The 12,701-nt window shown below is 58.0% G+C and carries 10 protein-coding genes; 9 read left to right on the top strand and 1 reads right to left on the bottom strand.

The window, feature by feature from the left end:
- Nucleotides 1-85: 85 nt before the first annotated feature.
- The 7 genes from leuC (at nt 86) to OZX75_RS05970 (ending at nt 9,197) form a co-directional block, all read left to right on the top strand.
- A complete protein-coding gene (gene leuC, locus OZX75_RS06000) occupies nt 86-1,489 on the top strand; it encodes a 3-isopropylmalate dehydratase large subunit (protein ID WP_277145755.1) in 1,404 nt (467 codons plus the stop codon).
- A gap of 251 nt (nt 1,490-1,740) precedes the next feature.
- Nucleotides 1,741-2,424 carry a 3-isopropylmalate dehydratase small subunit gene (gene leuD / locus OZX75_RS05995; protein WP_277145754.1) on the top strand — a complete coding sequence of 228 codons (684 nt, stop codon included), beginning with the start codon at nt 1,741-1,743 and terminating at the stop codon, nt 2,422-2,424.
- Nucleotides 2,425-2,532: 108 nt separating this feature from the next.
- Complete coding sequence (locus OZX75_RS05990) at nt 2,533-2,916, top strand: hypothetical protein (RefSeq protein WP_277145753.1); 384 nt, start codon at nt 2,533-2,535, stop codon at nt 2,914-2,916.
- A gap of 406 nt (nt 2,917-3,322) precedes the next feature.
- Nucleotides 3,323-4,657 (top strand): UDP-N-acetylglucosamine 1-carboxyvinyltransferase, encoded by a 1,335-nt coding sequence (gene murA, locus OZX75_RS05985; protein ID WP_277145752.1) that lies wholly within the window; start codon nt 3,323-3,325, stop codon nt 4,655-4,657.
- 462 nt (nt 4,658-5,119) lie between these two features.
- Complete coding sequence (gene dnaB, locus OZX75_RS05980) at nt 5,120-6,559, top strand: replicative DNA helicase (RefSeq protein ID WP_277145751.1); 1,440 nt, start codon at nt 5,120-5,122, stop codon at nt 6,557-6,559.
- Nucleotides 6,560-6,690: 131 nt separating this feature from the next.
- Nucleotides 6,691-8,349, top strand: coding sequence for a Mur ligase family protein (locus OZX75_RS05975; RefSeq protein ID WP_277147461.1), 1,659 nt, complete (start codon nt 6,691-6,693; stop codon nt 8,347-8,349).
- 119 nt (nt 8,350-8,468) lie between these two features.
- Nucleotides 8,469-9,197 (top strand): type 1 glutamine amidotransferase, encoded by a 729-nt coding sequence (locus OZX75_RS05970; RefSeq protein WP_525930285.1) that lies wholly within the window; start codon nt 8,469-8,471, stop codon nt 9,195-9,197.
- Nucleotides 9,198-9,232: 35 nt separating this feature from the next.
- Here the strand turns inward: OZX75_RS05970 and OZX75_RS05965 are convergent, their stop codons facing one another.
- Entirely contained in the window at nt 9,233-9,769 is a 537-nt protein-coding gene (locus tag OZX75_RS05965) for a hypothetical protein (protein WP_277145750.1), read from the bottom strand.
- A 529-nt stretch (nt 9,770-10,298) separates the two neighbouring features.
- Between OZX75_RS05965 and OZX75_RS05960 the strand changes: the two genes are divergently transcribed.
- Nucleotides 10,299-10,580 carry a phasin family protein gene (locus OZX75_RS05960; protein WP_277145749.1) on the top strand — a complete coding sequence of 94 codons (282 nt, stop codon included), beginning with the start codon at nt 10,299-10,301 and terminating at the stop codon, nt 10,578-10,580.
- Between the two features lie 424 nt (nt 10,581-11,004).
- Nucleotides 11,005-12,660, top strand: a complete 1,656-nt coding sequence (locus OZX75_RS05955) for an ABC1 kinase family protein (protein WP_525930284.1) — start codon at nt 11,005-11,007, stop codon at nt 12,658-12,660.
- Nucleotides 12,661-12,701: the final 41 nt, after the last annotated feature.

Raw genomic sequence — 12,701 nt, 5'->3', positions numbered from 1 at the left:
AGAATTATCGCAGCCGAAAAAATCCGCGCGGTTGTCATCGAACTATAGACGGGGTCGCGGCCCCAAAATCGACGAAGGAGGTCGTATGGCAAGCACATTGGCCGAAAAAGTATGGGCCGATCATCTGGTGTACCAGGGCAAAGACGGTGCCCCGGACCTGCTCTACATCGACCTCATGCTCATGCACGAGGTCACCAGTCCACAGGCGTTCGAGGGCCTGCGACTGGCCGGGCGCAAACCGCGCCATACCGACCTGCTCATCGCCACCGAAGACCACAACACGCCCACGGTCGATATCGACAAGCCCAATCCCGACAAGACCTCCGCCAAGCAGCTTTCGACGCTGGAACGCAACTGCAAGGAATTCGGCGTGCTGCTGCATCCGCTGGGCGACGCCGACCAGGGCATCGTCCACGCGTTCGCGCCGAACCTGGGGCTCACCCAGCCGGGCATGACCATCGTCTGCGGCGATTCCCACACCTCCACGCACGGCGCGTTCGGGGCGCTCGCCTTCGGCATCGGCACCTCCGAGGTCGAGCATGTCATGGCCACGCAGACCTTGTCGTTGAAGCCGTTCAAGACCATGGCCGTCAACGTCGAGGGCACGTTGCCGCGCGGTGTCACCGCGAAAGACATTATTTTGGCGATCATTGCGAAAATCGGCATCGGCGGCGGGCAGGGGCACGTCATCGAATACCGCGGTTCGGCGATTCGCGCACTCTCCATGGAGGCGCGCATGACCATCTGCAACATGTCGATCGAGGGCGGTGCCCGAGCAGGCATGATCGCCCCCGACGAGACCACGTTCGAGTACTTGAAGGGCCGTCCCTACGCGCCGACCGGCGAGATGTGGGATAAGGCCGTGGCCTATTGGAAGACGCTGCGCACGGATGATGATGCGACGTTCGATAAAGAAGTCACCATCAACGCCTCCGACTTGGCTCCTTACGTCACCTGGGGCACGAACCCCGGCCAGGGTGCGCCGATCAACACCGATGTGCCTGATCCGGCTGACATTGCCGATGCCGACCAGCGGCAGGCCACACAATCCGCCTTGGAATATATGGGGCTGAAGCCTGGAACCCCGATCAAGTCGATTCCGGTGGACACTGTCTTCATCGGCTCCTGCACCAACGGCCGCATCGAGGACCTGCGCGCCGCCGCCTCGGTGATGAAAGGCCATCACAAGGCCGATTCCATCCACCGCGTGCTCGTGGTGCCGGCCTCGTCGCGAGCCCGCCTGCAGGCCGAGGACGAAGGGCTTGACCAGATCTTCAAGGACTTCGGCGCGGAATGGCGCAACGCCGGCTGTTCGATGTGCTTGGGGATGAACCCTGACAAGCTGGTGCCGGGCGAACGCTCGATCTCGACCTCCAACCGCAACTTCGAAGGTCGTCAGGGCAAGGGCGGTCGCACGCACCTGGCCAGCCCTCTGGTCGCCGCCGCCACCGCCATCCGCGGCACGATCTCCAGCCCCGCCGACCTGTAGCGGGCAACTGCGTCTGCTCGGTCGGCTCCCTATCCTGCACATTCCGTACTTTCGTGTGCGAAAAGTGCGAATTAGTCAAGTAATTCGCACTTTTCAACCCGGCGAGTGAAAAAAGTGCGGATTGGGCCGGATAATTCGCACTTATTTCATCGGCGTGTGCGAAATGTGCGATATGGGACGGGTGAAGTTTGGCGATGTTATCGGGCGAGCGACATCGGTATGTGAAGACATTGATAGAAAAGGAAAATATTATGGAGAAACTTACGAAGGTTACCGGCGTCGGCGTCCCGCTTCGGCGTTCGAACGTCGACACCGATCAGATCATTCCCGCGGTCTTTTTGAAGAGGGTGACCAAGACAGGCTTCGAGGACGCGCTGTTTTATGCGTGGCGTCGCGATCCGGAGTTCATTCTGAACAAGCCTGAATACCAAGGCAAGGGCAGGATTCTGGTCGCCGGCCCCGATTTCGGCATCGGTTCGTCGCGCGAGCACGCCGTGTGGGCGCTGCGTGACTACGGGTTCCGCGTCATCATCAGTCCACGTTTCGCGGACATCTTCTACGGCAATACCGCCAAGAACGGCGTACTGGCCGCGATCATGCCGCAGGAGAGCGTCGAATTGCTCTGGAAGCTCTTGGAGGAGGAACCAGGCCGCGACATGACTGTCGATCTGGGGGAGCGCACCGTGACCTGCGGCGACGTCACCCTGCCCTTCGACGTCAACGATTACACGCGCTGGCGCCTGATGAACGGTTACGACGACATCGATCTGACGCTGCAGCACGAGGACGCCATCGCCGCCTACGAGGCGATGCGCGCCGAGCGTTTCCCCTTCAAGCCCAAGACCCTCCCTGAGCGTCATGCCCCCGAGCGCCCGGTCCGGTCCGCCCGTCCGGTTGAGGATGATGGATTGTGGGCCGGACCCATTGGTGCTTAAAGCTCAATTTTGTTAAGTGGCGGGATTGATCATCCCGCCATATTCTTTTGATTAACATGTTTTGATTTTCGTGCACGAAAATGTATACTGAAATTGAAGGAGGCGAGCGTGGACGTCGAGGTCTTGGACAGAGTATCTGAAAATCATCCGGATGTGACCAAGAAGAATGTCGAATACGCGTTTAAGAGATATCGACATCTGACACCCCGTTTTTCCAAAGAGCCTACGCAGTATATGGCAGTTGGCTTCGACGATACTGGGCGTGCGCTCGAAATGCTAGCTTTTATTGATTATCGGGAAAGGGAAGAAGGATCCGGCGACGGACACAACAATCGACACGAAACGTATATTGTGTTTCACGCGATGCAGTGTACGAAGAAATTTCTCAGTGAAATGAACGTCGGCAAATGGGAAACGCAGTATATTTTGGGAGGAAATCAGCATGGTATATCACGACAAAAACGGGAACGTCATTTCCATGGATTCCATTGATTCTTGGGCGAATGATGCGCAACGAGGCATATATGTGGGCAGAGCGGGGCGAACGAAAACGAGAAGGCGATACGGCCGTCCCCGTCTATATAAAGAGCCGATGCGAACTGTCGGTATAAGGCTCAGCGAGGCTCAGCTTCAAGCTGTTGAAGGTGTGGCGAAAAGCGAAGGTAAGAGAAGAACGGAGGTTATTCGCGATCTTATTGCGCTTGGTCTGAAAACGGTGGGATGTTCCGGAAAGGGTGTTGCGGCCGGGCATATCTAAAAGATTGTCTATCGTCGTTCGGCCTCGGGCGCATTTCGACCTTGCTTCACCGAGCCGCCACAACCGCTGTGGCACACTGGGTATGAACATCTAATTAGTGTGCTCCGCGTAGCATAGTGGTGACAACGAAAGAGGTTGGCTTTGGCAAGTAACGCAGATACCACAAAAGACGTCCTGCACGTCGAAGGCGGCAAACCGCTCAATGGCACCATCAAGGTGCGCGGCGCCAAGAATTTCGTAAGCAAGGCCATGGTGGCCGCACTGCTCGCGCCAGGCGTCTCCGTGCTGAAGAACGTTCCCGAGATTCGCGATGTGCACGTGGTTTCCGATTTGCTGCGTCTGCACGGCGCGACCGTCGATTGGAACGACGACAAGGGCACGTTGAAGATCGACGCGACCAACGTCCGCCTCGCAGACGTGGCCGACGTGGACACGCTCTCCGGTTCCTCGCGCATTCCGATTCTCTTCTCCGGCCCGTTGCTGCACCGCTTGGGCGAGGCGTTTATCCCGCAGCTCGGCGGGTGCAATATCGGCGGCCGGCCGATCGACTTCCATTTGGAGACCCTGCGTCGGCTTGGCGCGAACGTCGACAAGGAACATGCCGACGGCATCCATATCACCGCGCCCGACGGCCTGCACGGCGCGAAGATCCACCTGCCCTATCCGTCCGTCGGCGCCACCGAGCAGACCCTGCTCGCCGCCGTCCAGGCCGAGGGCAAGACCGAGCTTTCCGGCGCGGCCACCGAGCCCGAGATCATGGACTTGGTCGCCGTGCTGCAGAAAATGGGCGCGATCATCTCCGTCGACGTCGACCGCACTTTCCGCATCGAAGGCGTCAAGGAGCTCAAGGGCTTCACCCACACCGCGCTGACCGACCGCATCGAGGCCGCGAGTTGGGCTTCGGCCGCGCTGGCCACCCATGGCGACATCTTCGTGAAAGGTGCCACACAGCCCGAGATGATGACTTTCTTGAACGTCTACCGCAAGATAGGCGGCGAGTTCGACGTCACCGACGAGGGCATCCGTTTCTGGCATCCGGGCGGGGACTTGAAGCCTGTGGCCATCGAGACCGACGTGCACCCCGGCTTCATGACCGATTGGCAGCAGCCGCTCGTCGTGGCTCTGACCCAGGCCAACGGCCTCTCGATCGTGCACGAGACCGTCTACGAGAACCGTTTCGGCTTCACCAAGCCGCTGGTGAAGATGGGCGCGACCATCCAGCTCTACCGCGAATGCCTCGGCAGCCTGCCGTGTCGCTTCCAGCAGCGCAATTACAAGCATTCCGCCGTCATCTTCGGGCCCACGCCGCTCGAGGGGCGCGATATCGATGTGCCCGACCTGCGCGGCGGCTTCAGCCACCTCATCGCGGCGCTCGCGGCCAAGGGCCCGTCGAACGTGCAGGGCATCAGCCTGATCGACCGCGGTTACGCCGACTTCCGCGGCAAGCTCGCCGCCCTCGGCGCCGATATCGACTGAGGCTAAACAGGGCTTCGTAACGTTTCGTAATCTCCTCGCCGGATGTTCCGACGGGGAGATTTTCGATATTGTTTCGGCGGAATTTCATCGGTAATTTTACGACAGAATTTAGCAATATCGTCGCGAAATTGTGTAGAGAATATATCTGCTGTTGCTCTTTTCAAAAGATGAAGAAGCTATCACGAGATACGATATTATGCAAGTCAACATCGGTGAGTGCGGTATCTATCCCCATGTTGTTCACAGAGTTATCCCCATAGTGTGGATAACTCTGTGCATTGTCCCCAGTGACACGCCCAAAATGTGGATAACTTATTTTTCTATCCACACAGAAAAGTCCGTGCGTGTCGCAATGTGAGGTCGAAACCGAAACGAACATTCTTGCTGTGATGTTGTAGAGCTTTCGGAGGAAGAGCCCTCGAAACGCAGATTTTTTACGGCAGCTTGGTTAAGCTTGACGGCATGGCTGACGGAAATTCCTGGGACTCGACGCGTTCGAACCGCGACTTCAATTCACGTAAAGATACCTTCAACGGCGACACTTCCGCGAGCAATGTGACGTTGTTCGACCGTGTTCCTCCGCACGACGACGACGCGGAAATGGCCGTATTGGGCGGGATGCTGATGAGCAAGGACGCCATCGGCGAGGTCTCGCAGATGATCGACGTCACCGATTTCTACCAGCCCAAGCATCAGACCATCTACGAAGCGATCATCACGCTGTTTTCGGCCTCGGAGCCCGTCGACGCGGTGCTGGTCGCCAACACGCTCTTAAAAGACGGCAACCTCGAAAAGGTGGGCGGTGCCGATTACCTGCACAGCCTGGTGGCCGCCGTGCCGACCGCGGCCAACGCTACGTATTACGCCGAGATCGTCCACCAGCGGGCCATCCTGCGTAATGTCATCGCCGCCGGCACGAAAATCGCACAGCTCGGCTATTCCGCGGAAGGTTCGCAGGCCGAAGATGTGGTGAATTTGGCCCAGTCCGAGGTCTACGAGATGAGCGTCGGCAAGGTGCGGCAGGATTACGAGGCCATCGGTCCGGTGGTCCACGATGCGCTCGACCAGCTCGACGCCTTGCAGAACGGCACCATTGAGAAGGGTGTGCCCACCGGTTTCAAGGGCATCGACGACGAGACGCAGGGACTGCAGCCCGGCCAGATGATCGTGGTCGCCGGCCGCCCGGCAATGGGCAAGTCGACGCTGGGCGTGGATTTCGCGCGTTCGGCCGCGCTGCACAATAACCTGACCACCGTCATCTTCTCGCTTGAAATGAGCAAAACCGAGCTGGCCCAGCGTATCATCTCCGCCGAAACCGGCATCCCGCTGGTCGCCCTGCGCCGCGCGGACAACGACAGTTTGACCCCGGAGCGCTGGAACACGTTGAACGACTTCTGGACCGCCATGCAGAACGCGCCGCTCTTCCTCGACGACAGCCCGAACATGAGCCTGATGGAGATTCGCGCGAAATGCCGTCGCCTGAAGCAGACCAACGACCTGAAGCTGGTCATCATCGATTACCTGCAGCTGATGAGCTCGGGCAAGCAGGAGGAGAGCCGCCAGCAGGAGGTCTCCGGCTTCTCGCGTGCGCTGAAGCTGCTCGCCAAGGAGCTTGAGGTGCCGGTGGTCGCGCTTTCTCAGCTCAACCGCGGCCCCGAGATGCGTAACGACAAGAAGCCGCAGCTCGCCGACTTGCGTGAATCCGGCTCCATCGAGCAGGACGCCGACGTGGTTTTCCTGGTCCACCGCCCCGACTTCTACAACGAGGAGGACCGGCCAGGCGAGGCCGACATCATCCTGGCCAAGCACCGTAACGGCAAAACCGGCACATTCCCGCTGGCCTTCCAGGGCGAATACTCCCGCTTCCACGATATGCCGCAGGATTTCAACCAGGGGATCTGATGGTCGCTATACCACACAAAGCTTTTCGGCCAATCGTCGGTTCAGCGGGTACGGTTATAGAAGGTCGATGAATCATGAATATTCGTGACAACAGCAGCGCAGATGCGCTTGCCGACGGTAAGGAACACGACATGTCCAACGAAACTTCAACGCTGCACAAGCCTTGGACAGCATTCGCCACGCCCACCATCGGCAAGGCCGTCCGTGGGCTTTCGCGCCTGCTCCACCACGGCGGCAGCGCGTTGCCTGGCGAAGTCGTGGAGAAAATCGACCCGACTTTTTTGGCGCGTACGCTTGGTCAGTTGCCTTACGGCGTCGTTCTGGTTTCGGGAACCAACGGCAAGACCACGACCACCCGCATGATCGCCTCGATCCTGAACGACCTCAATCTCAAGGTGTTCACCAACCCCACCGGCTCCAACTTCACCCGTGGCGTCGTTTCGGCGCTCTTGACCGAAGTTTCGGCTGGGGGCAAGCTTGATGCCGACATCGCGGTGCTGGAGCTCGATGAGGCGTATGCGGTACATTTCGTGCAGCAGGTCAAGCCGCGGTATTCCTTGCTTCTGAATGTCATGCGCGACCAGCTCGACCGCTTCGGCGAGATCGACAATACGGCCCGGCTCCTAAGCCACGTCGCTGCCAGTACGACCGGAACCGTGGTCTTGAACCGTGAGGACCGACGAATCGCAGCGCTCGCCCACGTGGTGCCGCAGGGCACGCAGGTCCGTTATTTCGGGCTTTCCGACGAGCTGCGCAAACTGTTCCCCTCCGACGATGACATGCATGCCGGGGATTTGTCTGCGGCGCAGAAAGCCGCGGCGAATGTGCAGGGTGTCAACACGGCATTGGCCAGTGCCGTTGCCACTGCTGGCGCAGGTACCAGCGCACATGTCGAAAGTGACGTAGTCGAGGAATCTTCCGGTCGTGGGGCTGATTGTGCAAGTCAAGACGGGGCGTCCGCAGTAAGGACGGCAGTGGCTTCTGACGAGCCAGCCAGCCAACAGGCAGGCGGTCCAAACCCGCATGATACCTTCGATTCGTCAGGCAACAGGATTATCCCCAAGCTCGACGCGCGGGAGACGGTTTCCGCTTCCTTGGCTTTGGCGGATTCGTTGGCTTCCCAGCGTCTCGCGGATGTGGTGCTCAGCCGTGTGGGCGACCACGAGGCGGAATTCGTGATGGACGACGCCGAATTCGAGACCACGGTCCAGCTCGAGGGCGTCTATAATCTCTTCAACGCGGCTGCGGCGCTCGCGGTCGTCCGTGCGGTCACCGAGCAGATCAAGAACGCGGACACCACCTTGCCCAGGGCCCGCGACGAACGCCTGATGCGCGCCCTTTCACGCGTCACCCCGGCTTTCGGGCGCGGCGAAGTCATCGAGGTCGACGGCGCTCCGGTCGAGCTGCTGTTGGTCAAGAACCCGATGGGTTTCAGGATGTCGCTTTCGAGTTTCGCACCTGTCGGTCACGATACGATGATCGTCATCAATGACGAATATGCCGACGGGCGCGATATGAGTTGGCTCTGGGATGTCGATTTCACTTCGCTGCGCGATACCGGTGTGAAGATGGTATCGGGCGTACGCGCGTGGGATATGGCGTTGCGGCTGGAATATGAAGGTGTCACGGTCGGGCAGACCGATACGAACGTCGAGGAGGCCGTGCGCAAATTCGTCACGACCGATCCCGGCACGCCGAAACATATCTATTGCACGTATACCGCGATGCTCAAGGTGCGCTCGGAGCTCGGCAAATACGCCGAAGTCGCCGACGCCGGGGTGGGGAAGTGAACGTGATGGCTGATAAACAGACCGAAAATCAGACCGAAAACCGGAACGAACATATGCGGCCCTCGCACGCTTCTTCGCAGGATTCGCAAGAGCCACAGGCTGCCCGTCCGATTGACGTGATGTCCATCTATCCCAAGGATATGAACATCTACGGCGACTGGGGCAATGTGCTCACCATCAAGCGCCGGCTTGCGCTGTATGGCTACGAGCCGGTCATCCACGCCTATAACCAAGGTGACCCGTGGCCGGAGCATGTCGATATGATTCTCGGCGGCGGCGGGCAGGACAGCGGGCAGGAAAAGATTTCCGATGACTTCTTCAAACGGGCGGACACTTTGCGTGCCTTGGCGCAACAGGACGTGCCGATGCTGATGATCTGCGGCATGTATCAGCTCTTCGGCGAGTATTTCGAGACCATCGACGGCACGAAACTTGACGGCATCGGCATTTTCGGCGTCTATACCGAAGGCCGCGAGAAGCGTATGATCGGCAATCTGCTGGAGCATTCCGACCAGTTCGGCGATGTCATCGGCTACGAGAACCATTCCGGCCAGACGTTCCTGCGTGACGGCGTGACACCGTTCGGCCGCGTCGACCACGAGGGTTGCGGCAACAATGGTGAGGATCATAGTGAAGGCGCCCGTGTCCGCAACGTCATCGGCACTTACATGCACGGCCCGTTGTTGCCCAAGAACCCCAAGGTTTCCGACTTCCTCATCAACGCCGCTGCCACGCATCGTTATGGCGAGTTCCGGCCGCAGCAAAGCGACGCGCAAAAAGCCGAACTCGCCCATATCGACGCTCTGGCTGCCAGCGCCCGTCGCGTCGCCGCAACGCGCCCGCGATAGCAAAGAAATCGCACAGCCGTAGCGACGAGGCGATATCAGGGTTTGAGAATCGTGATGGAGTCGGCGGCTGCCATGAACTGGTTCCATCGGATTTCGGCATCTTCAGCTGTACATTTCATCGTTATGCCATTCATATGCCCGCGAATCGGTAAGGTGATTAACAAGACGTACCATATTCCCGTCTCAATCGTCAGGCTATATGCCATCGCAAGCAACGGCTCGCCGTTTTTGTCGTGGCGGATGGTGGTTTTGACGTCAGTCGGGTTTTTATAGGTTGTATATACTGCTTTTTCAAGGCTTTTGGTGGCTTGGGCTAAATCGGAAGGCCATGCTGTATTGGCTGCATCCGAGCAAACAATGCGTGTGTCGGGTTTGTTCGGATTATAAAAGTACATGCGCGAAGAGACAATGCGCGTTGCGTGTAATAAGCTGCGCCATATCCGAAGTTTGTTTTTGAGCTGGCCGATGTCGCCTCTTTGCCGAAACGATGTTTTTTGCGGTGAACCACACTCGAAATCGTCCGGTATCTCCATGGTTGCAGCATCATTGAAAATACTGACTGATTTACTCATATTTGATTGCACTCCTGTTTGTCGTTGTTGGTACTGGCTTCTTTGCTGAAGCTGCTTTGACGTCGTCCTTGATTGTTCAGAAAGCTGTTTTGCTTCTGGGAGACGTAAGAGAGCAGTTCGCGTAGGCGGTTGAGATTTTCTTAGGCTGCGTTGAGTCGATCCGACAAGTCGGAGATATATCGATTCGCTTGGCTTATACCGACGTACAAACTGTTCGAATTCGGCATTGTAGCCTCCTAAAAAATAACCATCATTACTGATATTTGGTATTTTATGTAATTATATAGTCAATGTCGTTGTATTTGTTTTTAGAGGGTAACCGGTTTTACAGGCACGGCATCAATCTGAAAGGCTGTGCTTGCCGCATTCGTAATGTTCCATCGAGGCGGTTGGGCCGACGATGCTGAACTCATCGTTTTCGTAGTGTAACTTGGCAGTACACCGGATGGTCCTATTTCCACTGCTGGGATATTCTTTGCAAATAGGCTAGATTAGTAGTACGGGTGTCACTACTAGTGAAAGAGGAATCATGGCTGATTACAAACTGGGCGACGGGCTGCGCACCGTGTTTCTGGCCGGCATCGGAGCAATGGCGACTACCGCTGAAAAAGGGCAGGAAATCGTCGACGCGCTGGTCAAGAAGGGCGAGCTGACGGTGGAGCAGGGCAGGACGCTCAACACCGAGCTCAAGCACAAGGCGCAGGAAGTCAAAGACGATATGAAAGAGCAGAACGCCAAAGCCAAGGACGAGGCCGAGGGCAGCAAGCCGGACGCCGACAAGTCCGATGAAGGCGACGAAAAAGCCGAATAAATCCTATAGCTGTAGATTTTGATTTCAGGTGACGATGGACGATAAGGTTTCCAATGCCGCGCTGAAAGGCCATTATGCCCAAAATGACTCCGAAGAAACGACTAGCGCCGACAATCTCGGTAATTTCGGCAAATCTGAAAAAAGTGCCGGGACGGAAGAACCTCAGCCAAAAGGGTCTGAGCCTAAGGGATCTCCGTCAGAAAAAACTACGTTGAAAGAGACCCAGCCGGGGGAGTCTCAGCTCAGCAAATCTCAGCCGGAAGAGCCCCGGTCTAGGAAGGCCGAGCCCGAGGAGTTCCATCCCCAAGGGCCCGATTCGAAAAAAGCCTCTGAAGATACGTCTGTGTCAGCGCCCAGCTCAGCCGCCTCGACAGCCTCGGCCAGTTTGGCTGACTCGGTCGCCTCAGCCGCTGACGACGACGAAATCAACCTTTTCGGTCGGCGCGAATCGTTTGCGCAACGCTACCACCTGACCCGTCGTGGCAATGTCAAACGTCTCGGCCAGATCGTCAAGATCATGGGCCAGTTCGACGTCACCAAAGGGATTACGCCCCGTAAGATGCGGCTGATGCTGGAGGCGCTCGGTCCGACTTTCGTCAAAGCCGGCCAGATGCTTTCGATGCGTTCGGAGATTCTGCCGCAGCAGTATTGCGATGAACTGGCGAAATTGCGCGCCGATGCCGATCCGATGCCATATCAGACGGTTGTTGAAACGCTGGAGCAGGAATACGGGCGTCCGGTGGACGAGATTTTCGCCGATATCGATCCCAAGCCGTTGGGTTCCGCTTCCTTGGCCCAGGTGCATCGCGCCACCCTCGTCACCGGCGAGGACGTTGCGGTGAAGGTGCAGCGGCCGGGCGTGCGGCAGACGATGGCGCAGGACGTCTCCATCATGCGTTCGATCGCCAAGGCCGCCACGCGCTTCATGGGCTCCAGCATGCAGGTGGTCGACCTCGGCGGTGTGGTCGAAGAGCTTTGGGACACGTTCGAGGATGAGACGGACTTCCTGATAGAAGCGCGGCATCTCGCGGAATTCAAGCGTTTCTGCGAACCGTACCGCTATATGGACTGCCCGAAACCGTATATGGACCTGTGCACCCAGCACGTCGTGGTGATGGATTATATCGACGGCATTTCGTTGAACCATACCGGCAAACTCATCGAGGAAGGCTACGATTTGAAGGAAATCGGCACCAAACTGGTCGACAACTATGCGGCGCAGATCCTCGACAACGGCTTCTTCCATGCCGACCCGCACCCGGGCAACGTCATCATTTCCGGAGGTAAGATCATTCTGATCGATCTGGGGATGGTCGGCCGTCTCGACCGCAAAACGCGTCAGGTGCTGCGGCAGATGATTTTCGCCGTGGGCAAGCAGGATTCGCCGGCGCTCGCCGACGGGTTGCTGCGGTTTGCCGACGTCCAACCTGATTCCGAGGATTATCCGCAGCTGTTGAGCGATCTCGACGTGATCGTGGAGGAATATGGCAAGGTCGATCTCGCCGATCTCAACATCGCCGAGTTCGCGATGGCGCTGACCAATCTTGCGCAACGTCACGGCATCGAGGTCCCTTCGACCATTACGACGATGAGCCGCGCGATGGTCACGCTCGAAGGCACTCTGGACGAGTTCATTCCCGACGTCAACATGATTCAGATCATCACCGACCATGCCACCACCAGCAAACGCTTGGACGAGGTCGCCGTCGACGAGATCAAGTCGCTTGGCATCGAAGGCAACAAAGCGCTGCACGGGTCGCTCGATGCGCTTGCGGAGAGCAAGGTCGCCATGCGTATGCTCACCCGCGGCCAGCTGCGGATGAACATGGAGATCGTCGGCAGTGAGGAGCCGCTGAAGCAGATTTCCGACATGATCAATCGCCTGACCATGGCGCTGATCGTGGTCGGCCTGTTCGTCGGTTCGTCCATCGTCTACTACGCCGGCATGAAACCCATCGTTTTCGGCATCCCCGTGGTCGGTTTCATGGGTTATGTCGTCGCGTTCATCCTCGGCGCCTGGATCGTCTTCGACATCTATTTCAAAGGCCGCAAAGCGAAGAAAGCCGCCAAAGGCAAGTAGCGGCGGACGTGTTCGCGTCGAGTCAACTGTTACGGACTTGT

The sequence above is a fragment of the Bifidobacterium sp. ESL0800 genome, from assembly GCF_029395355.1.
In the GTDB taxonomy this organism is placed as follows: Bacteria; Actinomycetota; Actinomycetes; order Actinomycetales; family Bifidobacteriaceae; genus Bifidobacterium.
Note: the sequence above shows the minus strand (reverse complement) of the source record. Positions and strands in the feature narration are given on the sequence as shown.